The organism is Arenibacterium sp. CAU 1754 (assembly GCF_054482635.1).
The window spans coordinates 1,190,056-1,213,488 of record NZ_JBTLRG010000001.1; the positions used below are offsets into that span (position 1 = coordinate 1,190,056).

Here is a 23,433-nt window from a genome sequence, read left to right on the forward strand (position 1 = left end):
CCTGAATGTTTTCCTACTGCGCTGACCCCGAAACGCTTGGTTCTCTGTCATGGTTGTCCTGTTACCTGACAACCGGCGTCCATATGTCGTTTTACGTGGCCTTCCTGAAGGTTCTGTTGCTGTTGGCGATCACGGCACCGGTTGCGCTGGGCTTTGGGTTTCTGGGGGCCATGGCGGCGCGGTCGCTTGTTGCGCCGGTGCGCTGGATCGGCAAATCCTATATCGCGCTGGTGCGCGGCGTGCCGGACATCGCGTTTTTCCTGTTTTTCGTCATTGCGCTGGACCAGATGTTCGAATGGGTCCGCCACAAGGTGCTGTGCCCCGACTGGGACCAGCCCATTCGCCAGGGCAGCGATTTCATCGTTTGTCAGGCGGCCAAACTTCCGCAAGGCAGCGCTCCGCAGTGGATGCACGAGGCCTATGGGTTCTCGATTGCCGTGATTACCTTTGCCATCGTGTTCGGGGCCTTTGCCGCGAATGTCCTTTTTGGAGGCATGCGCGCCGTGCCCCGCGCCCAGCTGGAAACGGCCGAGGCCTATGGCATGTCCCCGCGCCAGACCTTCTGGCGTATCCTTGTGCCGCAGATGTGGGTCTATGCCCTGCCCGGCCTGTCGAACCTGTGGATGGTTCTGATCAAGGCGACGCCGCTTTTGTTTCTGCTCGGGATCGAAGACATCGTATATTGGGCACGCGAACTGGGCGGAACCAAGACACCGCGTTTCACCGATTATCCGCATGGTGACTGGCGGATGTGGTATTTCCTGTTCCTGCTTGTGTTCTACCTTGCCTTTACCCGGGTTTCCGAAATTGCCCTGGAACGACTGATGAAACGCCTCACCCACGGTCAGGCGACCGCCGGTGGCGAAGCACAGCGCAGGGCAGCCACAACATGAGTTGTCTTCAGACCCTTCAGGATTATGGGCTGCGTAGTCTCGGGATTGGCGAACGTTTACTTCCGCGCGAGGATTTTACCCTGTGCGACCAAGTCGTGCTGATCGGCTCGGGCATGATCTGGAACATCTATTTCGGGATCTTCGCCCTGATCTCCGGGTTCTTTCTGGCCACGGCCCTTGCGGTGGCCAAAGGTTCAGCCAACAGATGGGCCCGCAAGCCCGCGGAATGGTTCATCTTTGTCTTCCGCGGCTCGCCGTTGTTCATCCAGTTCTTTTTCGCCTATTTCTTCTTCCTCAGCCTGAAAAGCCAACACGCCTTTTTCGGCCCGTTCACCGCCGCCTGGCTTGGCGCACTGATCGTTCTGTTTCTGAATACGGCAGCCTATACAGGGGAAATCTATTATGGCGCGCTGCGGTCTATCCCCAAGGGTGATATCGAGGCGGCGGATGCCTATGGCATGACAGGCTGGCCCCGGTTTCGCCGGATCATCTGGCCGACAATGCTGCGGCTTGCCTGGCCGGCCTATACGAACGAGGCGATCTTTCTGTTTCACGCCACGACGCTTGTGTTTTTCTCGGGGTTTCCGGCCTGGCAGCAACGGGGCGACGCGCTGTATTATGCCAGCTATTTTGCCGACAAGACGTTCAACCCTTTTGTGCCCTATCCCATTCTGGCGGGGTATTTCATCCTGTTCACACTGGTGATCGTGGGGGTGTTCGGCCTGATCAACAAACGGCTGAACCGCCACCTGCCGCAGGACAAGCGCACGCGGCTGCGCGTGCGCCCCGTCTTGTTGCGCTGATCAGACCGACGGCGCCTGTGATTGCTGCGCCAGTCGTTCGAACGGGTCCTGAGCGAACTTTTCATCCGGGTCGACGTCTTCTTCGAACGTGGGAAGGTACAAACCTTGTGTCCAGCTTTCGGGCAGTTTGGCCACCAACCGCTCAAGACGCCGGGAAAAGTCGTGCGCCCAGACGCGCGTTGCCTCGGCTTTTTCGGGATTGTTTTCCTTGAGCGTTGCATACCGGTTCAACACGATCTCGGTAATGCGATCCGGCCCAAGGCTGAGATAGATAATCGCCAGCGTCATGATCGTGAACAACAACACCGTCGGCACAACCCAGACCGGCAGAAAAAAGATCACGGCAAACGCGATCAAAAACAGGTAAATCCGATCGGGTCTCTTCCTGCTGATGCTGGCGGCGTCGGCGGCTTGGGGGACTGCGTCATCATCTACCTTGGCGGGTTTACGAAACAAACCGCTCAGGCGCCTTTTGATTGCGGCAAACAAGGATGATCGGGGCGCCCCCGTCGCGCGGTTGAAAAACAGCATCTTGCGTTTGGAACCCGAGGCATTGCCTTCCGAAGCTTCGACAGTCTGGCGCACCAGAGCGAGCGTTTCCGCACTCAGTTGATCGCCGGTGTCCATGGCCACATCCTGCGCGTTCAGACCAAATGCCAAATCGGCGGTATTCGATGTCTTCATGTCTTGTCCTTTGCCAAGTCAGCTTCCTGCTCAAGCTGCCTCACTGCACGCTCTCACGGCGCTGAGTGTGTATTTGGCGACACCCCAGGGGGGGGGCGTCGTGCCGGGTACGACAACAATCGACCATAGTGTTAGAAAATAAGGATTTTTCGGGGCCGCAATGTGGCCAGAATTTGCAGACCGCTCGAGTTTTTGAACAAACTGGCTGTGTTCTCGGCAGTTGTTTCGCCATTCTAATGAATTTGATCAAATTCGCATGACAGTCCTGTGCACTTTGGATACACCTTTGGCAATGCACAAATCGCCACATGAAACAGGTGCTTTATGGAGCTTAGCTCATTCTCGACATTCCGTGTTGCCGCCTGTGATCTGAACGGCCAGATGCGGGGAAAACGCGTGCCCGGGTCCTATGCCGGAAAACTGGATCAAGGCACGGTACGCATGCCGCTTTCGGTTCTGAATGTGGACCTGTGGGGCAACGATATCGAGGGCAGCCCGCTGGTTTTCGACAGTGGCGATGCCGATGGGATCATGTTGCCGACGTCGCGGGGCGCGGTCCCGATGCCTTGGCTTGAAAGTGCCTCGGCGCTGGTGCCGATGACGATGTATACCGAACGCGGAGAGCCGTTCGTCGGTGACCCGCGCCATGCGCTGCAAGAGGTAGTCGATCGCTACACCGCGCGCAACTGGCAGGTGGTGGCCGCCACGGAAATGGAATTCACCCTGATCGACGACAGCGGCGCCCTGCCCCACGCGCCGACCAATCCGGTGACCGGTCGGCCCCTGAATGGCAACGCGGTTTTGTCGGTGCGCCAGCTGGATGCGTTCGATCGCTATTTCACCGCGCTTTACGAGGCCTGCGGGCAGATGGGCATCCCGGCCGACACCGTGATTTCCGAATCCGGGCTGGGCCAGTTCGAGGTGAACCTGATCCATCAGGATGCGATGCGCGCGGCCGATGATGCGTGGTTGTTCAAGGCCTTGGTGCGCGGCCTGGCCCGTCAGCACGGGTTCGCGGCGACCTTCATGGCCAAACCCTATCCCGATGACGCGGGCAACGGGATGCATGTGCATTTCTCGGTTCTGGACAAGGACGGCAACAATATCTTCAACGACGGCGGGCCAAAGGGCACAGATCTGTTGCGCCAAGCGGTGGCCGGATGTCTGGCTGCCATGCCGGCCAGCACGCTGATCTTTGCGCCGCATGGCAATTCCTATGATCGCCTGGTGCCTGGCGCGCATGCGCCTACCAATGCGGTCTGGGCCTATGAAAACCGCACGGCGGCGATCCGCATTCCCAGCGGCGGCCCCGAGGCGCGGCGCATCGAACACCGGGTCGCTGGCGGAGACATCAACCCCTACTTGGTATTGTCCGCCATTCTGGGGGCAGCCCTGATCGGGATCGAGGACAAGATGACCCCTCCCGATCCAATCACCGGAAACGCCTATGACATCACCGGCGTCCCGCAACTGACGCAGAGCTGGTCGGACGCCATCGACCTGATCGAGAGCGATACGCTGATCGCCCGGATCCTGCCGCCGAAACTGATCCGCTATTTGGTGATGACCAAACGGCAGGAACTTGCCGTGTTTTCCGATCTTCCCGCCGACAGCCACTGGATCAGTTACCTCGAGTCCGTGTGACCCCTCTTGCCCCGGTCAGATCGCTGGGATACCGTCGATTTGATCAAATCCCTCGTGTGACTTATGAAAATCGGCATCCTGCAAACCGGCCACGCACCCCAGGACCTGATGGGTGAGTCGGGCGACTATGACCAGATGTTTCGAACCTTGCTGTCAGGTCATGGGTTCGACTTTGAAACCTTCAGCGTTGTCGACATGGGTTTTCCGGCCGGACCGGAGGTTGCCGATGCCTGGCTGATTACCGGATCGCGCCATGGCGCCTATGAAGATCACCCCTGGATCCCGAAACTCGAAGCGTTGATCCGCGACATCCACGCGCTGCGCAAGCCGATGATCGGCGTCTGCTTTGGCCATCAGATCATCGCTCAGGCGCTTGGTGGGACCGTCGAGAAATTTGCCGGTGGCTGGGCGGTCGGGCGGACGGAATATGATATGGGTGGTCAGACACTGGCGCTGAACGCGTGGCATCAGGATCAGGTCACGCGCCGCCCCGAAGGTGCGCGGGTTCTGGCTAGCAACGCCTTTTGCGAAAATGCCATTCTGGCCTATGACGATACGATCTGGACGGTTCAGCCACACCCGGAATTCAACGCCGGTTTCGTGCATGGTCTGATCCAGACACGCGGGCGTGGCCTGGTGCCTGATGACATTTTGGAAGATGCCGAACAGCGGCTCGGGGGGCCGGTGTCCAGTGCTGATATCGCCGCCCGGATGGCCGCGTTTTTCAAGGAAAAGAGACCGTAATGAAAAACTGGACCGACAGTTTGCCCGCACCGGCCCGTGCGTATCTGGACGGCAAGCGTCTGGACGAGGTCGAATGCATCGTCTCGGACCTGCCCGGCATTGCGCGGGGCAAGGCCGTTCCGGCCAGCAAGTTCATGCGCCAGACGTCTTTCCACCTGCCTGACAGCATCTTTTACCAGACCATCACAGGTGACTGGGGCGAAGCGGCCGGTGAAGAAGGGTTCATCGAACGCGACATGATCCTGAAACCGGACATGACCACCGCCACCGCCGCCCCCTGGACGGCGGACTGGACGTTGCAGGTGATCCACGATGCATTCGACCGTGACGGCGTTCCCATCCCGTTCAGCCCGCGCAATGTGCTGAAACGGGTTGTGCAGCTTTATCACAAGAAAGGCTGGAAACCGATTGTCGCGCCGGAAATGGAATTCTTTCTGGTGGCGCGCAACATCGACCCGGCCAAGGCCATCGAACCGATGATGGGCCGGTCCGGCCGTCCCGCCGCCGCGCGCCAGGCCTATTCCATGACCGCAGTCGATGAATTCGGCCCGGTGATCGACGATATCTATGACTTTGCCGAGGCGCAGGGGTTCGAGATCGACGGCATCACACAGGAAGGCGGCGCTGGGCAGTTGGAAATCAACCTGCGCCATGGCGATCCCGTGAAACTGGCCGACGAGGTGTTCTATTTCAAACGCCTGATCCGCGAAGCCGCATTGCGCCACGATTGTTTTGCCACCTTCATGGCCAAACCGATCGAGGACGAACCCGGCAGCGCGATGCATATTCACCACTCGATCGTGGATACCGAAACTGGGCAGAACCTGTTTTCGGGGCCGCAAGGTGGCGAAACCGATGCGTTTTTCCACTTTATCGCCGGATTGCAGAACCACCTGCCCTCGGCCATCGCGGTACTTGCGCCTTATGTGAACAGTTACCGCCGCTATGTGAAGGATCACGCGGCCCCCATCAACCTCAGCTGGGGGCGGGACAACCGCACCACGGGCATTCGCGTGCCCCTGTCCGGCCCCGAGGCGCGTCGGGTTGAAAACCGTCTGGCCGGCATGGACTGTAACCCGTACCTGGGCATCGCGGCCAGCCTGGCCTGTGGGTATCTGGGGCTAACCGAAGAGCAGCGCCCCGACCGGCAGACCAAGGGGGATGCCTATGACAGTGCCGAGAGCATCCCGCGCGTTCTCGGACAGGCCTTGGACCTGTTTGACGAGGCAACCGACCTGCACGGCATCCTGGGCCCGGAATTCGCGCGGGTCTATGGCATCGTGAAGCGCGCGGAATACGAAGAATTCCTGCAGGTGATCTCTCCATGGGAGCGTGAGCATCTTTTGCTGAACGTCTGATGCGCATGCCGCGGTCAACCGGCGGATCGGAGGAGCCATGAACCTGCTGTTTTCCAACGACAAACGTGGTGAATACCCGCCCAGCTGGTATGCCGCCACGGCCGAACCCCTGCCACCCTTTCCCGAACTGCGGGGCGAGGTTCAGGCCGATGTTTGCGTCATCGGTGCCGGGTACACCGGCCTTTCGGCCGCGTTGCATCTGGCCGAGGCCGGGATGGACGTTGTTCTGGTTGATGCCCATCGCGTCGGGTTTGGCGCGTCGGGGCGCAACGGCGGGCAACTGGGCAGCGGTCAGCGGATGGAGCAGGACGCGCTTGAGGCGCTGATGGGCGAACCCGAAGCGGCAAAGCTGTGGGACATGGCCGAGGACGCCAAGGCGCTGGTCAAGGATCTGATCGCGCGGCACGACATTCCCTGTGACCTGAAACCGGGCGTTGCACATACCGGGTTTACCAAGGGCGAAGTGCGCGATCTGCATCGATATGCCGACCACCTGCACAGCAAGTATGGGTATGACCAGATCGAGGTTCTCGACCAGGCGGCCTGCCGGGCGCTGTGCCCCTCCCCCGCCTACAAAGGCGGCACGCTTGATATGGGGGCGGGCCATCTGCATCCGCTGGCCTATGCGCTTGGCCTGGCGCGCGCGGCCACAGCGGCAGGCGTGCGGATTTTCGAACGTACCCATGCGCACCACATCGAAGAGCGACAGCCTGCCCTCGTGCGCACCGACAAGGGCCGGATCAGGGCCGCGCATGTGGTTCTGGCCTGCAACGGGTATCAGGGCGGGCTGAGCCGCAAGGTAGCGGCGCGGGTTATGCCAATCAACAATTTCATCATCGCCACCAAACCGCTGGGGGATCAGGCCGCAGATGTTCTGACCCGCGACGTGGCCGTGGCCGACACCAAATTCGTGGTCAACTATTTCCGGCTGAGTGCGGACAAACGGCTGCTGTTCGGGGGCGGGGAAAGCTATGGCTATCGCTTTCCGCGCGACATCGCGGCGACCGTCTGCAAACCGATGGTCCAAATTTTCCCGCAACTGCGGGACGTGCAGATTGACTATGCTTGGGGCGGCACGCTCGCCATCACGATGAAACGGATGCCATTTCTGGCCCGGCTGGCCCCCAATATCCTGTCGGCCTCGGGCTATTCGGGCCATGGCGTGGGCACCGCGACACATGCGGGCAAGCTGATGGCGCTTGCACTTCAGGGCCAGTCTGACGGGTTCGACACACTCGCGCGCGTCCCCGCCCCGCCGTTCCCCGGCGGTCCGGCGCTGCGCAGCCCGCTGCTGGCAACCGCGATGACCTGGTACGCCCTGCGCGACCGATTGGGCATCTGAAAAGCGCAAACACCACGGTCAAACGACACCGCACGTCGGCGTATTCCGGCCGCCCGTCATAAAAACTTCGCGAAAAAATTCTAGTGCCACGTGCGCAATTGTTTTATATTTCTGAAAGAGTAGATTAAGGAAAACAAAATATGGCATCCGCACCAGACGTTCACGCCGCTGAACCGATCCCACAGGCCGCACGCGCTGCGATTGATGACTTGCTCCAATCCGGCGATCTCTTTCGCTACACCGCCCCGGAAGACGCGCCAGTTGCATTGCTTGAAACGGAATTCGCACAGATGCTGGGCTGCAAATACGCGTTGGCGGTATCGTCCTGTTCGGCGGCCCTGTTCCTGTCGCTCAAGGCGCTGGGATTGCCGCGTGACGCGCGGGTCCTGATCCCCGGGTTCACATTTGCCGCTGTGCCATCGTCTATCGTGCATGCCGATTGTGTGCCGGTCTTGTGCGAGGTTGGCGATAATTACCGCATCGACATGGCGGATTTCGAGGCCAAGCTGGACGACACCATTTCAGCGGTCATCATCAGCCATATGCGCGGCCACACGTCGGACATGGATGCGATCATGGCGCTGTGCAATGCGCGCGATATTCCGGTGATCGAGGATGCAGCCCATTCGCTGGGCACCACTTGGCATGGACAGAACATCGGCACGATCGGCAAGATCGGCTGTTTCTCGTTCCAGTCCTACAAGATGATCAACGCCGGCGAAGGCGGGATCATGATCACCGACGATGCCGACCTGATCGCCCGCGCCGTGATCATGTCGGGGGCGTATGAACACAACTGGAAGAAACACAAAGGGCCGCACGGCGAAAACTCCTCCGATCTGCAGGATGCCTTTGCCCGCTGGCAGAACCAGTTGCCGCTCTACAATCTGCGGATGGGAAACCTGTCTGCGGCGGTGATCCGTCCGCAACTGCCCGAACTGGCGCGCCGGGTGCGCGACGGGCGCAGCGGACATGACTATGTGGCCAGCCTTTTGAACGCGTCGCCCAATTTCCACGTGCCCGACAAACTGGGCCCGGAAGAGCGCGCGCCGGATTCCATCCAGTTCAACGTCGTCGGGCTGAGCGATGACCAGATTGGCGCCTTTTCCGACGCGGCCGCGACCAATGGGGTAAAGGTTCAGATTTTCGGGCGCAGTGAGGATAACGCGCGCGCCTTTTGGAATTGGCAGTTCCTGGGTGATGTACCCGACCTGCCCCAGACGCGTAACATGCTGATGCGGGCCTGCGACGTGCGCCTGCCCGTGCATCTGAGCCGCGCCGATCTGGATGCCGTTGTTGGGATTCTGCTGGACGCGATGGCCCAGGCGACACAGCCGGCACGCGCCTACGGCACCTGAGCCGCGCGCTTTGCGTCACGTGACAAAAAGAAAGGGCGGGTCCGACCCGCCCTTTTCTATTTCAGCTTGGACAGCTTGCTTTGCAAATCCGCCAACTGTTTCTTTATTTCTTCCAGGTCTTCCGAGGGCTCTTCCTTGGTTTCCTCTTTTTCCTCCGCATTGGTCCCCGTCCAACCGCCGGACAGGCCTCCGGTCATCGCCTTGAGAAAGGCTTCCTGCTGGGCCTGGATCGCTTCGAACCCGGGAATCTTGGCCATCGGGTTCATCGCGTTCATCTGTTCCATCATCTTTGACTGGTTGTTGCGCAGCATTTCGAACGAGGATTGCAGGAACTGTGGCATCATGCCCCCGCCCGGGATCATATAGCTGCGCACCAAATCGTTCAGCACGTTCACAGGAAGAACGTTCTCTCCCCGGCTTTCGTGTTCGGCAATGATTTGCAGCAGATACTGGCGGGTCAGATCGTCGCCCGATTTCAGATCGACAATCTGCACCTCGCGCCCTGCGCGGATGAACCCTGCGATATCTTCCAGGGTCACGTAATCACTGGTTTCCGTGTTATACAGACGACGGCTTGCATACCGTTTAATCAGCAAAGGTTTTTCCTGACCGGCCATGATGTACCTCCCCGTCATGATGCATTGCAGCAAACACTATGCCGACGCAGAAGAAAAGGAAAGTTTCGGGCGATGCGCGCAGTACGGGGACGAATTTCCGCGTTTCACATGGCAAAGGTGGAATATATTTGTGCAGGGGCAGAAAACAGCGGCGAGACCGGAGTTTTCGTCAAGGCCTGCATCGGCCTGCAGGCGGCAGACTGCACTGCGGGTGTCACACCATAAGGTAAAACGTCTGTGGCCAGAATGTCCGGATCGGTGAACTGCTCACACGACAGCATCACGCAAAAAGAAAGGGCAGGTCCAAGGACCTGCCCCCGCGATTGCATCGTTTGGGAGGATTGATGCAGATCTGCGTTCTTTGACTTACTTGGCAGCTGCTTTTTTCGCGGCTGCGGTCACGTCGTTGGTCGCTTTCTTGACGGCGGCGGTTGCATCTTCGGTGATGTCTTTGCCAGCTGCCATCATCAGCTCAACTGTGTCCATCTGGACTTTCTTCGCGATTTCGGCGAAAGCGGCCATGTTTTCGGCTGCGACTTCGGCCGATGCCGATGCGAAATCGGTCATTGCCTTGGCATAGTCAGCCGGGTCTGTTTTTGCTTTCGACATCTCGCCCAGTTTGGACAGGGTGTCTTTGGTCCACTTGCTCGAAATCTCGGCCGATTTCTCAGCAGCTTCCAGAGCAACGCCCGACAGCTTTTCGTTCATGGTTGCGGTTGTCTTAAATGCATCTTCCATGGCCGCAGTGTCCACGGGAAACGCACCCATCATGTCTTTCATGACAGCGGTGAAATCTTGCGTCTTTGCCATAGTCCTAAATCCTTTTGTGCTGCACGGGACCGTCCCGTGTCTTCTTCAGCTAAGGACAATATGCATGCTGCAGTGCGGCATTGCAAGTATTTTTTCTGCACTGCAGCAAAACGATTTTTTACTCAATGGAATCAATCGTTTGATTTCACGCGAACGTAGGTGCCGGGGGCAGGCGCAAGCGACGGATGGTTCGAATCGCCCGGTTTTCGCGCCGGAACCTGCTTGCCTGACCGCTTTTTCAGCCAAGCGCCCCACCGGGGCCACCAGGACCCTTCGTGGAACTCGGCTTCGGCCTGCCATGTGTCGGGATCCAGTGTCAGGTCGGGATTGGTATAATGGCCATACTTGTTCTTGCTGGGCGGGTTCACGATACCGGCGATGTGGCCCGACTGGGTCATGATAAAGGTCTTGTTCTTCGACCCCATCTGCTGAACGCCACGGTAACAATCCTTCCAGGCGGCGATATGGTCAGTCTCGCAGGCGATCGAACAGAGCGGCACGTCAACCTCGGACAGGTGAAGCTTATGCCCCATCAGGTCGAACCCGTCCTCGGCAAATTCGTTGCGCTGGCACAGCCCGCGCAGATATTGCACGGCCATCTTGCCCGGCAGGTTCGACCCATCCCCGTTCCAATAGAGCAGATCGAAGGCGGGCGGTGTTTCGCCCATCATGTAGCTGCGGATCGCGGGCGAATAGACCAGATCATTGGAGCGCAGATAGCTGAACGTGCGTGCCATGATATAGGACCGCAGATAGCCCTTGTTGGCGACCTCTGCCTCGATCCCGTCGATGAAATCATTCGTCAGGAACGGGGTGAATTCGCCCTGCTCCGAGAAGTCGGTCAGTGCTGTAAAGAAGGTTGCGGATTTGACGGACTTGTCGCCGCGCTGTTTCAGCAGGGACAATACCAACGACAACGTGGTGCCGGCGATACAGTACCCGATGGCGTTCAATTGCTCGACACCGCAGATATCCTTGATCTCGCGGAAGGCGGCCAGATACCCATCTTCGATGTAATCTTCCATTCCGACATCGGCATAGGCCGCGTCCGGGTTGATCCAGCTGACCACAAACAGGGTATAGCCCTGATCGGTAATCCATTTGATCAGGCTGTTCTGTTCCTTGAGATCCAGAATGTAGAATTTGTTGATCCAGGGCGGAAAGATCACCAACGGGATTTCGTGCACGGTTTTGGTGGTCGGTTTGTACTGGATCAACTCCATCATCCGGTTGCGGTACACGACCTCGCCCGGGGTAGTGGCAATGTTGACGCCCAGTTCAAAAGCCGTCTCATCCGCCAGCCGCACGACAAGCTCACCGTCATTCGCCTCAAGATCGGCAACGAGGTTTTCCAACCCTTTCACCAAGGACTGGCCGTCGGTTTCCAGCGCCTTTTCCAATGCATCCGGATTGGTGCCCAGGAAATTGGTCGGGGCCAGCATGTCGATGATCTGCTGCGAGAAATACCCCAGGCGCTTGCGCTCTACCTCATCCAGGTCGGTGACCGACTCCACCGCATCGCGAATGGCGGCGGCATTGATAAGGTATTGCTGTTTGACAAAGCTGAAATAGGGGTGGGTTTCCCAGAGCGGATTGCTGAACCGCTTGTCCGACGGGCTGGGCAGGTCCGGCGCCTTGAATTTGCCGCTGGTCAGCGCCTGCTGGGCCTCGGCGTAATGGGTTACGGTCTTGCCCCAATATTCGACCTGCTGGGCCAAAAGCCGCGCGGGGTTCTGCATGACGGTGGTCCAGTAGGCAGATGCAGCCGCAGAAAATAACTGGTGATTCGGGGCATCCAGCGACGGGTGATGCGTGACTTTGTGGGAAATCGCGTCCGCCAGACGTTTGGACAATGCCTCCACTTTACCCAGATTTTCGGCCAGCCGCTCGTAATGATCGCTCGATTTTGTCGCGTCTTTGTTGTCAACAGTTGTCATTTAAATATTTCCCACCTAGTCTTGCTGCTGTGCAGAATAACGTCGCCGCTTTCGGGAGGCAAAGCGACGAATAGTCCGACACGTCGGTTAAAAAATCAAGGAGCCCGATATGCGTTACATGATGACATACGACCTGATGGAAACGGTGAGGAACACCAATCAGTGGATGGGGGCATCTGCAAAGGCGATGGCATCATACCCGATTTTCAGCTTGGTTCCGAACCCGGCCATCAGTTGGATGGCGGCCTGGGGCGAAGTTACGGAACGCACGTTTGAGCGGATGATCGTGAAACCCGACTGGGGCATCCGAAGCGTCACCTGCGAAGACGGTCGCGATCACCTGGTCGAAACGCAGACCATCGTGGAACGTCCGTTCGGCGACCTGATCCATTTCGAAGTGGCGGGCCGCGAACCCCGCAAGCGCAAAGTACTTCTTGTTGCGCCGATGTCGGGACACTATGCGACGCTGCTGCGCTCGACCGTCCTCAGCCTGCTCACGGACTGCGAAGTTTATATTACAGACTGGCACAATGCGCGTGACATCCCCGTCAGCGCCGGCAAGTTCGATGTCGAGGATTACACGCTTTACCTGGTCGATTTCATGCGCGAACTGGGTCCTGACACCCATGTGATCGCCATCTGCCAGCCCGCACCGCTGACCCTGGCCGCAACGGCCTATCTGGCCGAACAGGACCCCGACGCACAGCCGCGGTCGCTCACCCTGATTGGTGGGCCTGTCGATCCGGATGCGACACCGACCGATGTGACCGATTTCGGCGCGCGGGTCACCATGGGCCAGCTTGAGGAAACCATGATCCAACGGGTCGGGTTCAAATATCCGGGCGTTGGCCGTATGGTTTACCCGGGCCTGTTGCAGTTGGCCTCGTTCATGTCTATGAACGGCGAACGTCACGGCAAGGCATTCACCGATCAGATCGGTCGCGCCGCCCGCGGCGAAGCGTCCGACCACGACGCCCACAACCGGTTCTACGACGAATACCTCGCCGTCATGGACATGACCGCGGAATTCTACCTCAGCACAGTCGAACGCATTTTCAAGAATGGCGAAATCGCCAAGAACGAATTCGTCGTCGATGGGCACAAGGTCGACATGGGCAAGATCACCAGCGTTGCGGTCAAGACCGTCGAAGGTGCGAATGACGACATTTCGGCCCCCGGCCAGTGCATTGCCGCATTGGCCCTGTGCACCGGTCTGCCCGAGTCGAAAAAAGCCAGCCACGTCGAACCCGGCGCAGGACATTACGGTATCTTTGCCGGCAAGGCATGGCGCAACAACATCCGCCCACTGGTTCTGGATTTCATCGACGCCAACAGCGAGGCGCCGAAAAAGGCAGCGACCCAAAAGCCGGCCAAGAAACCCGCCAACAAGAACGCGGCGGCCTGAGCAGGATATGAGCATTGGCGAACTCATCGCAAGCTGAGTTCGCCTATTCCTGCGGTCAGGTTTGAGGGCACATTGCCCCCGCCACGCCAGTCTCGGGCACCCACATCGTCTGTTATTGTGCCGATTGCCGCGCGGCGGAAATTGCACTGGGCCAACCCGATCCGTCGCCGGATGGCGTTGCGATTTTCCAGACCAGCCCCGACACCATTACCCTGACCGGGGGTCAGACGCTATTGGGCCTCATGCCGCTTGGCCCCAAGGGACTGTTGCGCTGGCATGCAACCTGTTGCAACGCCCCCATGTTCAACACCCTGTCGCGCCCGACCCTGCCGTTTTGCGGCGTGATCGTGAAACGGCTGACCGCGCCGGACATCATCGGACCGGTGCGCGTGCTCAGCTTTGTCCCCTCGCCCGGCGGAGGGGCGCGCAAACATCAGGGCGCGACGCTGATGGTGTGGCGGTTCGTCACCCGGATGGGGGCGGCTCGCCTGTCCGGTCGCTGGCGGAAAACGCCGTTTTTCAATGTGGAAACCGGCGAACCGGTGGTCGCGCCCCGTGTTCTCACGAAAGAGCAGCGGGCCGCTGCCACGCGCTGAGCCTCAGCGCAGGACCATTGGTTGTGCCAGCCAACTGCGTAGGATCTCGGTCATGTGATCGGGCTGTTCAAGCGGCGGGAAATGACCTGCATCGGGTATCACGTAAAGCCCGGCGTCATGCATGAGCCCGGCCATGAACTCGTGCCGCTTGATCGGCGTGAGCGTGTCGTGTTCGCCGCACAGGACAAGCGTCGGAACCTTGGCCCGGCGCAGTGTCCCTTGTTGATCTGACCGCCGCTGCATCGCCCGGTTCTGACGCACAAAGACATCCAGCCCAAGGTCATAGCCCATTTGATGCACCTGTTCGACGGTCTGATCCCGGTTCGCAGTGGGTGCGAAATAGTCCGGTTTCATCACCTCGCCCAGCATCTCGGTCAGGCGTCCGGCCTGCGCGCGCACGATCAGCGGCTCGCGCGCGGCGGCCATGTCAGGCGTATCGGGCAAGGGGCTCGTTCCCATCAGACAGAGCCGGTCAATCCGGTCAGGAACCTGACGCAGGATTTCCATGGCCACGCTGCCCCCCATACCCATTCCGAACAGGGCAAACCGGGTGGGAAGTTTGTTCAGCAATCCACGGGCAATGGCCTCGATCCGCGATTCCTGCGTAACGGGGGCGACCATCACCGTGTGATCACGCGACAACGCATTGATCTGGGCCGAAAAGAGGCGCGCATCGCACATCATTTCCGGCAACAGAACCAGCGGTAAAGTCATTTGGGAGAGCCCCCGATTATTGCCTGTATTTATTGGGCTTCTACCGCGCGCGGCGCGTGGTGAGGCCATTTGATGCAGACAGTCCTAGGCATGGCCGATGAAGTCAACGTGCGAAACCGCAAACCGGGGCAAGTGGCATGATTTTTCTGATCCGGGATGTCCGGGCGACCCGGGTTGCGGTTCAGTCGGTGACGATATCGCGCAGCCATCTGGTCATTTTGCGAACGGCAATTTCGGTCTGATCCGGCGCCAGGGCATCGCCCGTGACCACATGGGCGTTTGAGGGTCCCATAGCGCCGTGCTCCACCTTGTGGATCGTCGCCGGGCCGCCCCACCGCTGCGCAATCAGGTCGGTGATATCCGGGCGTACGACCCGATCGTGATCGGAATACCAGAACAGGGTCGGCAATTTGATCTGCCCCACATCCAGCCCCGCCACGCGCTTGACCAGGGCGGCCATCGGCAGGACAGCCACAGAAGCATAGCGCGTGGTCCAATACCTGGCTTGCATGTCGTTGGCAGGTTCAAAGCTGCGCTCGTGCCCTGCCAGCAACGGCAGCCAATAACGCGCGCCGGGCCACGTCAACAGCGGCGCCATCGGGTTGTTGATGCCGAAATTGGGCGACACAAGGATCATGCCTGCGACATCACGCGCCATGTCCCTGTCCTTTGCCGCCCCGACGGCAAGCGTTGCGCCGGTCGAAGTTGCCATGATGACCACCTTGCCCCCCGCCCTGCGCGCAGCGGTCAGCCCCTCGGCCACATCCCGCATCCAATCGGCCACCGTGGCCTCGGCCATCGCGGAACTGCCGCGCCCGTGGCCGCGCAGCCGGGTATAGATCAGATTTGCCCCCAGCTGGGCGGCGATCCGGTCCGGCACAGGGCGGATTTCCTCGGACGTGGCCGAGAACCCATGGATGTAAAGGATGGATGTCGGCGTGCGCTGCCCCGGTTCTCCGGCCCAGATCACCCGCTTTTCGACGCCCGGAACGATATCGTCGAACCGCGCTTCGACGCGGGAGAAATAGGCATCCAGATCGTCGCCCATGGTTGCGGGGTTGAACCGCGCGGTCAAATCAGATGGCTCGTGCGGGCCAAAAACGATCACCCCGACAATCAGCACCCCAATGAGGGCCAGACCCCGCGCCGCGATCCGGGCCAGCCGTCGCATCAGGCCGGCCCTTGCAGAATGTCGATGATGGCCTCTTCGATCAGGCCCAGGCACGGGCCATCCGAGAACCGATGGTCCGCATCCTTGACCAGTGTCAGGCGCATGTCCGGGCACTCCGCATGTTCCAGCAGCCGCAACGCGGTTTGCGTGGTCACCGCCGTGTCGGCCGTTCCTTGCAGGCAGCGCACCGGAAACGGCAGCGCCAGCGTGTCACGCAGGACCAGCCGGGTGCGCCCGTCCTTGATCATGCGGCGGGTGACGACATAGGGCTCCATATAGTCGGACGGCAATTCAACATGCCCGACGGTGTCCAATGCCCGTTTCTGCGTTTGCGTGAAACTGGCCCAATAGCCGTCTTCGGTAAAATCCGGCGCGGCGGCGATGGTGACCATGCCAGCGATCCGTTCGGGCAGTGCACGCCCCAACAGCAGGGCCTGCCATCCGCCCATGGAGGAGCCCACCGGCAGGATCGGACCATCGGTCAGCCCGGTCACGGCGGCAAGCGTGTCGTCGTGCCAGTCGCCGATACAGCCCTCTTCGAACGTGCCCGAACTTTCGCCATGCCCGGAGTAGTCAAAGCGCAGGTACGCCTGCCCGCGCGCCTTGGCCCATTCCTCCAGATGGATGGCCTTGGTCCCTTGCATGTCGGATTTCAGCCCGCCCAGGAAAACGACGCACGGGCCTTTGCCCCTGGTCAGATGATAGGCGATGCGCCGGCCCTGCGCGGTGTCCAGATAGGCGGGTGTGTCCATCGGTGTCTCCCTTTTGCGCCGGATCTTGCATGGGACAGGCGCGGGTGCAAATGCAGATTGGCGATACAGCTCAGCCCTGTTCAACCTCGTGCAGGCCCAGCGCGACAATGGCCGCCCCAATAGCCATCGCCGCGAACCCGCACAAGGTTGCGGAGGCGCCAAGAAACGACAGGATGCCGCCCGCTGCCCCCGCGATCAGCAGCAGAACGCCAATCACCGTGTTGGCCACGGCCGCATAGGCCGATCGCTGCCCCTCGTCCGCCATGTCCACCAGATAGGTCGACCGCCCTTGCCGCACGCCGTGATAGGCGATCATCAAAACGAACAAGGCGCCCGGCATGGCCCACAGGGATTGCGCCAGACCGGTCACGGACATCCCAACCGCCGCCAGCATGGCCGCCGCCCCCAGCACGCCGCTTCGCATAAGGACCTTGCGGCTGGACCGGTCTGCCAGCCGGCCCCAGATATAGGAACTCACGAAGGAGGCCGCCGCCGAGGCCAGAACCAGCGTTCCCAATGTCTGCAATGCGGCCAGCCCGGCATCTGCCGCCAGCAGAACCAGATAGGGCGGCGCCAACGCCGTCGAGACCAGAAGGCCGCGCACGGTGATGAAACGCCAGAGTTGCGGATTGTCTCTCAGCAGGTCAAAGGACACCGCCGCCGCGTCGCCCTCGATGTCGGACGGTTCTTCCTTGAGTTGGGAGAACAGCAGCGCCGCCCCGATCCAAAGTGCGGCCGCCAACGCGATGGCGCCCAGAACGATGCCCTTGTTCTGAAACACCCCCGTAACCAGCAAACCAGCAAAAAGCAGAACCCCAAGCGCCGAGACCGACCCGGCAATGCCGGTGATCGCGCCGCGCCGGGATTTGGCAACCGTCTTGCCCAGAATGTCCTTGAACGAAACCGAGCAGGACGCGCGGAACAGCGCCAATGCAAACAGGGCCGCACAGATCGCGGCCCCTGCCAGCGCGCCGTTCAGCGTCAGCGCCGACAGTACGATCAGCGCCGCGCTTGCCCCCTGCCCCAGGCTCCCCACGACCCAGGCCCATTTGCGATGCGACATGCGCTGGACCCAACCGGCCAGGAATATCTGCGGCAACAGCGCGCCCGCCTCCCTTATAGGCACCAGTGCGCCCACCATAAAAGCCGGGGCGCCCAGCGCGTTCAGCAGCCAGGATAGGACCAGTTTCGGGTCAATCAGGCCATCGGCCACCTTGGTCATCGAAAGCGACACGGAATGGCGCAGGCCATTTGCAGGCTCGTGTTCGGCGGCTTTACCGTTCAGATCGCCGTTGTCGCCATCATAATCCGTCAGCGTTTCAAACGCCTTGTCGACCAATCTGTCACTCATGCCCCGAACCTTTCCGCCCATCTTGACTTGCGCCCGACCTGAGGCCACATAGGGCGAAACACATAACCCGCAACCGGGCGTTCAGTGGGCGCCAAACCGACGAGGAGGCCCAGATGGCCCAAATCTCTCTCACCTTACCCGATGGCAATGCACGTTCGTACCCCGCAGGCATCACTGCGGCCGAAGTTGCGGCGGATATTTCCTCCTCGCTTGCCAAAAAGGCAATCAGCGCGACCGTGAACGGCGCGCATTTCGATCTGGCATGGCCGATCGAAAAGGATGCCGACATCGCCATTCACACCATGAAGGACGAGGCACAGGCCAACGAACTGGTCCGCCACGACCTGGCCCATATCATGGCCCGCGCGGTGCAGGAAATCTGGCCCGACACCAAGGTCACCATCGGCCCGGTGATCGAAAACGGCTGGTATTACGACTTTGACCGCGCCGAACCGTTCACCCCCGAGGACCTGGGGCAGATCGAAAAGAAGATGAAAGAGATCATCAACAAACGCGACCCCGTCACCACCGAGGTGTGGGATCGCGAACGGGCGGTCAAATTCTATGAGGCCAATAACGAACCCTACAAGGTCGAGTTGATCGACGCGATCCCGGGTGATGAGCCGCTGCGCATGTACTGGCACGGGCACTGGCAGGATCTGTGCCGCGGTCCGCACCTGCAGCACACCGGCCAGGTGCCGGGTGACGCGTTCAAGCTGATGAGCATCGCGGGCGCCTATTGGCGTGGGGATTCCAACCGCGCCATGCTGCAGCGTATTTACGGCGTGGCCTTCACCAACAAGGAAAAGCTCAAGGCCTATCTTCACATGCTGGAAGAGGCCGCCAAGCGCGACCATCGCAAGCTGGGCCGCGAAATGGACCTGTTCCACATGCAGGAAGAGGCACCAGGGCAGATTTTCTGGCATCCGAACGGCTGGACCATCTATACCCAATTGCAGGACTACATGCGCCGCCGCCAGCGCGAAGGTGGCTATGTCGAGGTGAACACCCCGCAAGTCGTGGATCGCAAGCTGTGGGAGGCCTCGGGCCACTGGGAGAAATACCAGGAGCACATGTTTATCGTCGAAGTCGACGAGGAACACGCCCGAGAGAAATCGGTCAACGCGCTGAAACCGATGAACTGCCCCTGCCACGTTCAGATCTTTAACCAAGGTTTGAAATCCTACCGTGACCTGCCGCTGCGCATGGCCGAATTCGGATCGTGCAACCGGTACGAACCCTCGGGGGCGCTGCACGGGATCATGCGGGTGCGCGGATTTACCCAGGATGACGGGCACATCTTTTGCCGCGAGGACCAGATCGAAAGCGAAACCGCAGAGTTCATTCAATTCCTGTCCAAGGTCTATAAAGACCTCGGGTTTGAATCCTTCAGCGTGAAATTTTCTGACCGGCCCGAAATGCGCGCCGGATCGGACGAGGTGTGGGACAAGGCCGAAGAGGCGCTGTTGTCCGCGACCCGCGCCGCCGGGATCGAGCCGGAACTGAACCCCGGTGAGGGCGCATTTTACGGTCCCAAGCTGGAATTCGTACTGACCGACGCGATCGGACGTGACTGGCAATGCGGCACCCACCAGGTCGATTTCGTCCTGCCCGAACGGCTGGATGCCACCTATATCGGTGCGGACGGAGGAAAACACCGCCCCGTCATGCTGCACCGGGCCACTCTGGGCAGTTTTGAGCGGTTCATCGGCATCCTGATCGAGGAACATGCCGGTAAACTACCGTTCTGGCTGGCCCCGCGTCAGGTTGTGGTCGCCTCGATCACCTCCGAGGCGGATGATTACGTGGCTGAAGTTGTCGAAACCCTGCGCGCCGCCGGCGTTCGGGCCGAAGCGGACATTCGCAACGAAAAAATCAACTACAAGGTCCGCGAGCATTCGGTTGGCAAGGTTCCGATCATTCTGGCTGTCGGAGGACGAGAGGTTGAAGAAAAGACCGTCTCGGTGCGTCGTCTGGGTGAAAAACAAACCAGTGTTCAGGCGCTGGTCGATGTAACAAATGACCTTGCGCGCGCGGCGACCCCGCCCGATCTGCTGTAACATTATCGGTTTCTGCACCGTTTTTCTCTGCCCCACGGCGATGGGGCAGAGACCCGATTTCCCCAAAAAACATTTGGTTTAGTTTAATTTCGCAGGCGTGTAGCCTGTAACAAGTTCTGACGCGCGTGTGACGCACAGGTTCGTGAATTCCACGAAAGCCGCGGCTCGCCTAAGTTTTAGTCATCGCAATCGAACTGTTGTTTCAACTGAAAAAGGATCGTTTCATGTCCACGACTGTCAAAACCCTCACAATCGCCGGCGCCGTTGCCGCCGCTTTGACCGCGCACACCACCAGCGTCAGCGCCCAGTCCAAAGAGAAATGCTATGGCGTATCGCTGGCGGGTCAGAATGACTGTGCCGCCGGTCCCGGCACCACCTGCGCCGGCACATCGGTCGTAGATTATCAGGGCAACGCGTGGACGCTGGTCGATGCCGGCACATGCGAAAGCATCGAACTGCCCGACATGGCCGACGGCAGCGAGCGCAACGGGTCGCTCGAAGCGCTTGAGCGTGATCTTCCCGCATAAGATTGCCTTGCGGGGCGGGCCGCGCGCCGGGCCGCCCCTGCCTTCCTGATGTCCCCAACACCGCAGGTCTGTCATGCTGGATGCTTCTTTGCGTTCTTGCCAATTGCCGCCCGCACCGGGCGTTGGGTACAAACCTCAGCATTTCGCCCAAATCATCGACGATGCCGCCCCGGTGCAATGGCTTGAGATCCACGCCGAAAATTACATGGGTGATGGGGGCCGCCCGCTTGCGCAGCTGCGCGCACTGTCTGAAAAATTCCCGATTTCGGTTCATGGCGTCGGCCTGAGCATCGGTGGTGAAGCACCGCTGGATACCGCCCACCTTGCCCGGCTGAAACACCTGATCGGCTGGCTGAACCCGGCCAGTTTTTCCGAACACCTGGCATGGTCCACCCATGACAGCGCCTTCCTGAACGACCTGCTTCCCCTGCCCTATACCAACGACACACTGACGCGGGTCGCCTCGCACATCGATCAAGTCCAGGATGTCCTTGGCCGCAAGATGCTGCTGGAGAACCCGTCCAGCTATCTGGCCTTTGACGAAAGCACCTGGTCGGAAACCGAATTTCTGAGCGAGCTTGTACAGCGCACCGGCTGTGGTCTTTTACTGGATGTGAACAACGTCTTCGTGTCGGCCACCAACCTGGGGTTTTCACCGCACGCCTATATCGACGCCTTTCCGCTGGCCCAGGTGGGCGAAATACATCTTGGCGGGCATGATACCGATGCCGACGATCATGTCGCCCCGCTGTTGATTGACAGCCATGGCCGCGAGGTGGACGAACCGGTCTGGGCCCTGCTGGACTACACCCTGGCAAAAACCGGGCCCAAACCGCTGTTGATCGAATGGGACACCGATGTTCCGGACTGGTCCGTTCTGCACGCCGAAACGCTGCGGGCCGACCGGGCGCTGAGCATGGTGGCGGCATGACTACGTCGCAGACAGAATTCACCCTGTCCCTGTTGGACCCCAAGCGGCCCGTCCCCGAAGGCCTGAGCGATGGGGCCGCCCACCCGGCCGGACGCCGGTTCAACGTCTATCGCAACAATGTGGCCGTCTCCCTGACCGAGGCGCTGGAAACCGGGTTTCCGGTCATCACGCGCCTGTTGGGGGCCGAGAACATGAAGGGGCTGGCAGGCCTGTTCCTGCGGGCCCATCCCCCGAAATCACCGCTGATGATGCATTACGGCGATGCTTTTCCCGATTTTCTGGCCGGGTTGGAGCAGCTTTCGCATCTTGGATATCTGGCCGATGTGGCACGGCTGGAACTGGCGTTGCGTCGGTCCTATCACGCCGCGGATGCCACACCGGTTGATCCCGATGCCCTCGGCGCGCTGTCGCCCGAAGAATTGATCAATTGCCAGGTCGAACTGGCGCCATCGGTCGAACTGCTCTGTTCGGATTGGCCGGTGCATGCGATTTGGCTTTTCAACCGGCAGGACGGTGTACCGAAGCCCCAGCCGGGCGGTCAGGACGTTCTGATCACACGGGCCGAATTTGATCCCGAACCACAGCTGTTACCGCCGGGCGGTGCAACATGGATTTCTGCGTTGTCGCGCGGAGCAACCATCGGCGAGGCACTGGACGCCGCGCTGGAGCACACCCCCGATTTCGACATGGGGGTACCCTTGACGCTTCTGTTGCAGGGCAAGGCCCTGGTGTCCCTGACCAAGAAAGACTGACCCCATGAATTTTCTCATCTCTCTTTATGCCCGCATCATTCATACGCTGGAATACGGAGTGGGGCCGATTGTCATGCCCGCGCTGGCGCGGTTCCTCTTTGCCGCGCTGTTCATAGTCTATTACTGGAATTCAGCCGTTACAAAGCTGGGCGGCAGCCTGTCGGGGTTGATCAATCCCAGTTTCAACGCCTTTGCCCAGATTTTCCCCAAGGCGGCCGAGGCGGCGAGTTACGATGTGACCCAGGCCACGTCGTTTCAAAAGCTGGTGATCCTTGGCGGAACATGGGCCGAATTCATACTGCCCGCGCTGATCATCATCGGGCTGCTGACGCGTCCGGCGGCCTTTGGCATGATCGGGTTCGTGATCGTGCAGTCGCTGACCGATCTGTTCGGGCACGGGGCCATCAACGATGGCAAAACGCTGGGCGCGTGGTTCGACGGCGCGCCCGACAGTATCATTCTGGACCAGCGCGCACTGTGGGTGATTTTGCTGCTTGTGCTGGTGTTCCGGGGGGCGGGGCCGCTTTCGCTTGACCGGCTGGTGGCTCGACGGTTCGGCCTAGTCTGAGCTGTGACGGGGCAGCGCACCGCCCCAGCTTCAAGACACCCGATCAGAAATGGGCCTTTTCCTCGTCCGGTTTTCCCGCGGCGACGGCCAGAATGCCGGCCAGCGCGGCAAACGCGATCGGGAACATGGTGAATACGTTGAAGCCAAAGGCATAATACATGCCCCCCGCCGACAGCAGCATCAGGATGCCTCCCCACAATGCCCGGGCGCGGGCCATCGCGCCCCCGGCGATCGCCAACATGGGCGACAAAAGGGACGCCGTGCGGATCAGACCAACATTTTCCACCTGTTTGGCCAGACCTTCGATTTCGCCGTATTGCTCGACAGCAACCGTGTACCCATACCCAAAAAAACCAACGATCATACCGACAATGCCGGCGATCAATCCTAAAACCAGTGCTGCGTTTCGCATTCAG

Annotated in this window: 23 protein-coding genes; 14 read left to right on the forward strand and 9 right to left on the reverse strand. The window is 60.2% G+C overall.

The window, feature by feature from the left end; all coding sequences use genetic code 11:
* Positions 1-5: 5 nt before the first annotated feature.
* Entirely contained in the window at positions 6-893 is an 888-nt protein-coding gene (locus tag ACXYMO_RS05775; RefSeq protein WP_458877700.1) for an ABC transporter permease, read from the forward strand.
* Positions 890-1,696 carry an ABC transporter permease gene (locus ACXYMO_RS05780; RefSeq protein ID WP_458877701.1) on the forward strand — a complete coding sequence of 269 codons (807 nt, stop codon included), beginning with the start codon at positions 890-892 and terminating at the stop codon, positions 1,694-1,696. Before ACXYMO_RS05775 ends, ACXYMO_RS05780 begins: the two co-directional genes overlap by 4 nt.
* Here the strand turns inward: ACXYMO_RS05780 and ACXYMO_RS05785 are convergent, their stop codons facing one another.
* Positions 1,697-2,380 carry a hypothetical protein gene (locus tag ACXYMO_RS05785; protein WP_458877702.1) on the reverse strand — a complete coding sequence of 228 codons (684 nt, stop codon included), beginning with the start codon at positions 2,378-2,380 and terminating at the stop codon, positions 1,697-1,699.
* A 324-nt stretch (positions 2,381-2,704) separates the two neighbouring features.
* On the opposite strand from ACXYMO_RS05785, the gene ACXYMO_RS05790 reads away from it, so the two are divergent.
* The 5 genes from ACXYMO_RS05790 (at position 2,705) to ACXYMO_RS05810 (ending at position 8,826) form a co-directional block, all read left to right on the forward strand.
* The gene (locus ACXYMO_RS05790; RefSeq protein ID WP_458877703.1) at positions 2,705-4,024 is read left to right on the forward strand and encodes a glutamine synthetase family protein; all 1,320 of its coding nucleotides are present in this window, start codon (positions 2,705-2,707) and stop codon (positions 4,022-4,024) included.
* A 63-nt stretch (positions 4,025-4,087) separates the two neighbouring features.
* Positions 4,088-4,768, forward strand: a complete 681-nt coding sequence (locus tag ACXYMO_RS05795; protein ID WP_458877704.1) for a type 1 glutamine amidotransferase — start codon at positions 4,088-4,090, stop codon at positions 4,766-4,768.
* Positions 4,768-6,126, forward strand: coding sequence for a glutamine synthetase family protein (locus ACXYMO_RS05800; RefSeq protein ID WP_458877705.1), 1,359 nt, complete (start codon positions 4,768-4,770; stop codon positions 6,124-6,126). Before ACXYMO_RS05795 ends, ACXYMO_RS05800 begins: the two co-directional genes overlap by 1 nt.
* A gap of 37 nt (positions 6,127-6,163) precedes the next feature.
* Positions 6,164-7,468: an NAD(P)/FAD-dependent oxidoreductase gene (locus ACXYMO_RS05805; protein WP_458877706.1), complete on the forward strand. Its 1,305-nt coding sequence runs from the start codon at positions 6,164-6,166 to the stop codon at positions 7,466-7,468.
* 140 nt (positions 7,469-7,608) lie between these two features.
* Positions 7,609-8,826, forward strand: a complete 1,218-nt coding sequence (locus ACXYMO_RS05810) for a DegT/DnrJ/EryC1/StrS family aminotransferase (protein ID WP_458877707.1) — start codon at positions 7,609-7,611, stop codon at positions 8,824-8,826.
* 56 nt (positions 8,827-8,882) lie between these two features.
* Here the strand turns inward: ACXYMO_RS05810 and phaR are convergent, their stop codons facing one another.
* The 3 genes from phaR to phaC form a co-directional block, all read right to left on the reverse strand.
* Positions 8,883-9,443, reverse strand: a complete 561-nt coding sequence (phaR, locus tag ACXYMO_RS05815) for a polyhydroxyalkanoate synthesis repressor PhaR (protein WP_458877708.1) — start codon at positions 9,441-9,443, stop codon at positions 8,883-8,885.
* A gap of 366 nt (positions 9,444-9,809) precedes the next feature.
* Positions 9,810-10,253 (reverse strand): phasin family protein, encoded by a 444-nt coding sequence (locus ACXYMO_RS05820; protein ID WP_458877709.1) that lies wholly within the window; start codon positions 10,251-10,253, stop codon positions 9,810-9,812.
* A 131-nt stretch (positions 10,254-10,384) separates the two neighbouring features.
* Positions 10,385-12,190 (reverse strand): class I poly(R)-hydroxyalkanoic acid synthase, encoded by a 1,806-nt coding sequence (gene phaC / locus ACXYMO_RS05825; protein WP_458877710.1) that lies wholly within the window; start codon positions 12,188-12,190, stop codon positions 10,385-10,387.
* Positions 12,191-12,299: 109 nt separating this feature from the next.
* On the opposite strand from phaC, the gene phaZ reads away from it, so the two are divergent.
* Positions 12,300-13,595, forward strand: coding sequence for a polyhydroxyalkanoate depolymerase (phaZ, locus tag ACXYMO_RS05830; protein ID WP_458877711.1), 1,296 nt, complete (start codon positions 12,300-12,302; stop codon positions 13,593-13,595).
* A 104-nt stretch (positions 13,596-13,699) separates the two neighbouring features.
* The gene (locus ACXYMO_RS05835; RefSeq protein ID WP_458877897.1) at positions 13,700-14,191 is read left to right on the forward strand and encodes a DUF6151 family protein; all 492 of its coding nucleotides are present in this window, start codon (positions 13,700-13,702) and stop codon (positions 14,189-14,191) included.
* 3 nt (positions 14,192-14,194) lie between these two features.
* On the opposite strand, the gene ACXYMO_RS05840 is transcribed toward ACXYMO_RS05835, so the two are convergent.
* From ACXYMO_RS05840 to ACXYMO_RS05855, 4 genes are all read right to left on the reverse strand, one after another.
* A complete protein-coding gene (locus ACXYMO_RS05840) occupies positions 14,195-14,905 on the reverse strand; it encodes an alpha/beta fold hydrolase (RefSeq protein WP_458877712.1) in 711 nt (236 codons plus the stop codon).
* Between the two features lie 181 nt (positions 14,906-15,086).
* A complete protein-coding gene (locus tag ACXYMO_RS05845) occupies positions 15,087-16,076 on the reverse strand; it encodes an alpha/beta hydrolase (RefSeq protein ID WP_458877713.1) in 990 nt (329 codons plus the stop codon).
* A complete protein-coding gene (locus ACXYMO_RS05850; protein ID WP_458877714.1) occupies positions 16,076-16,828 on the reverse strand; it encodes an alpha/beta fold hydrolase in 753 nt (250 codons plus the stop codon). Before ACXYMO_RS05850 ends, ACXYMO_RS05845 begins: the two co-directional genes overlap by 1 nt.
* A gap of 70 nt (positions 16,829-16,898) precedes the next feature.
* Positions 16,899-18,179: an MFS transporter gene (locus ACXYMO_RS05855; RefSeq protein ID WP_458877715.1), complete on the reverse strand. Its 1,281-nt coding sequence runs from the start codon at positions 18,177-18,179 to the stop codon at positions 16,899-16,901.
* Positions 18,180-18,292: 113 nt separating this feature from the next.
* Between ACXYMO_RS05855 and thrS the strand changes: the two genes are divergently transcribed.
* From thrS to ACXYMO_RS05880, 5 genes are all read left to right on the forward strand, one after another.
* Positions 18,293-20,239: a threonine--tRNA ligase gene (gene thrS, locus ACXYMO_RS05860; RefSeq protein ID WP_458877717.1), complete on the forward strand. Its 1,947-nt coding sequence runs from the start codon at positions 18,293-18,295 to the stop codon at positions 20,237-20,239.
* Between the two features lie 224 nt (positions 20,240-20,463).
* A complete protein-coding gene (locus ACXYMO_RS05865; protein ID WP_458877718.1) occupies positions 20,464-20,766 on the forward strand; it encodes a BufA1 family periplasmic bufferin-type metallophore in 303 nt (100 codons plus the stop codon).
* A 73-nt stretch (positions 20,767-20,839) separates the two neighbouring features.
* A complete protein-coding gene (gene bufB / locus ACXYMO_RS05870) occupies positions 20,840-21,697 on the forward strand; it encodes an MNIO family bufferin maturase (protein WP_458877719.1) in 858 nt (285 codons plus the stop codon).
* The gene (locus tag ACXYMO_RS05875) at positions 21,694-22,449 is read left to right on the forward strand and encodes an HvfC/BufC N-terminal domain-containing protein (protein ID WP_458877720.1); all 756 of its coding nucleotides are present in this window, start codon (positions 21,694-21,696) and stop codon (positions 22,447-22,449) included. The genes bufB and ACXYMO_RS05875 overlap by 4 nt, the downstream gene beginning before the upstream one ends.
* Positions 22,450-22,453: 4 nt before the next feature.
* Positions 22,454-23,017 (forward strand): DoxX family protein, encoded by a 564-nt coding sequence (locus ACXYMO_RS05880; RefSeq protein ID WP_458877721.1) that lies wholly within the window; start codon positions 22,454-22,456, stop codon positions 23,015-23,017.
* Between the two features lie 43 nt (positions 23,018-23,060).
* Here ACXYMO_RS05880 and ACXYMO_RS05885 read toward each other — a convergent pair whose 3' ends face one another.
* Complete coding sequence (locus tag ACXYMO_RS05885; RefSeq protein ID WP_458877722.1) at positions 23,061-23,429, reverse strand: hypothetical protein; 369 nt, start codon at positions 23,427-23,429, stop codon at positions 23,061-23,063.
* Positions 23,430-23,433: the final 4 nt, after the last annotated feature.

Bases quoted from the DNA above. Each gene is read 5' to 3' on its own strand.
- ACXYMO_RS05875 (WP_458877720.1), top strand. From the start codon at position 21,694: ATGACTACGTCGCAGACAGAATTCACCCTGTCCCTGTTGGACCCCAAG.
- ACXYMO_RS05855 (WP_458877715.1), bottom strand. From the start codon at position 18,179: ATGAGTGACAGATTGGTCGACAAGGCGTTTGAAACGCTGACGGATTAT.
- thrS (WP_458877717.1), top strand. From the start codon at position 18,293: ATGGCCCAAATCTCTCTCACCTTACCCGATGGCAATGCACGTTCGTAC.
- ACXYMO_RS05810 (WP_458877707.1), top strand. From the start codon at position 7,609: ATGGCATCCGCACCAGACGTTCACGCCGCTGAACCGATCCCACAGGCC.
- ACXYMO_RS05885 (WP_458877722.1), bottom strand. From the start codon at position 23,429: ATGCGAAACGCAGCACTGGTTTTAGGATTGATCGCCGGCATTGTCGGT.
- ACXYMO_RS05775 (WP_458877700.1), top strand. From the start codon at position 6: ATGTTTTCCTACTGCGCTGACCCCGAAACGCTTGGTTCTCTGTCATGG.
- ACXYMO_RS05840 (WP_458877712.1), bottom strand. From the start codon at position 14,905: ATGACTTTACCGCTGGTTCTGTTGCCGGAAATGATGTGCGATGCGCGC.
- ACXYMO_RS05805 (WP_458877706.1), top strand. From the start codon at position 6,164: ATGAACCTGCTGTTTTCCAACGACAAACGTGGTGAATACCCGCCCAGC.
- ACXYMO_RS05790 (WP_458877703.1), top strand. From the start codon at position 2,705: ATGGAGCTTAGCTCATTCTCGACATTCCGTGTTGCCGCCTGTGATCTG.
- phaZ (WP_458877711.1), top strand. From the start codon at position 12,300: ATGCGTTACATGATGACATACGACCTGATGGAAACGGTGAGGAACACC.
- ACXYMO_RS05820 (WP_458877709.1), bottom strand. From the start codon at position 10,253: ATGGCAAAGACGCAAGATTTCACCGCTGTCATGAAAGACATGATGGGT.
- ACXYMO_RS05845 (WP_458877713.1), bottom strand. From the start codon at position 16,076: ATGCGACGGCTGGCCCGGATCGCGGCGCGGGGTCTGGCCCTCATTGGG.
- ACXYMO_RS05795 (WP_458877704.1), top strand. From the start codon at position 4,088: ATGAAAATCGGCATCCTGCAAACCGGCCACGCACCCCAGGACCTGATG.
- ACXYMO_RS05800 (WP_458877705.1), top strand. From the start codon at position 4,768: ATGAAAAACTGGACCGACAGTTTGCCCGCACCGGCCCGTGCGTATCTG.
- ACXYMO_RS05780 (WP_458877701.1), top strand. From the start codon at position 890: ATGAGTTGTCTTCAGACCCTTCAGGATTATGGGCTGCGTAGTCTCGGG.
- ACXYMO_RS05865 (WP_458877718.1), top strand. From the start codon at position 20,464: ATGTCCACGACTGTCAAAACCCTCACAATCGCCGGCGCCGTTGCCGCC.
- ACXYMO_RS05880 (WP_458877721.1), top strand. From the start codon at position 22,454: ATGAATTTTCTCATCTCTCTTTATGCCCGCATCATTCATACGCTGGAA.
- bufB (WP_458877719.1), top strand. From the start codon at position 20,840: ATGCTGGATGCTTCTTTGCGTTCTTGCCAATTGCCGCCCGCACCGGGC.
- phaC (WP_458877710.1), bottom strand. From the start codon at position 12,190: ATGACAACTGTTGACAACAAAGACGCGACAAAATCGAGCGATCATTAC.
- ACXYMO_RS05850 (WP_458877714.1), bottom strand. From the start codon at position 16,828: ATGGACACACCCGCCTATCTGGACACCGCGCAGGGCCGGCGCATCGCC.
- ACXYMO_RS05785 (WP_458877702.1), bottom strand. From the start codon at position 2,380: ATGAAGACATCGAATACCGCCGATTTGGCATTTGGTCTGAACGCGCAG.
- phaR (WP_458877708.1), bottom strand. From the start codon at position 9,443: ATGGCCGGTCAGGAAAAACCTTTGCTGATTAAACGGTATGCAAGCCGT.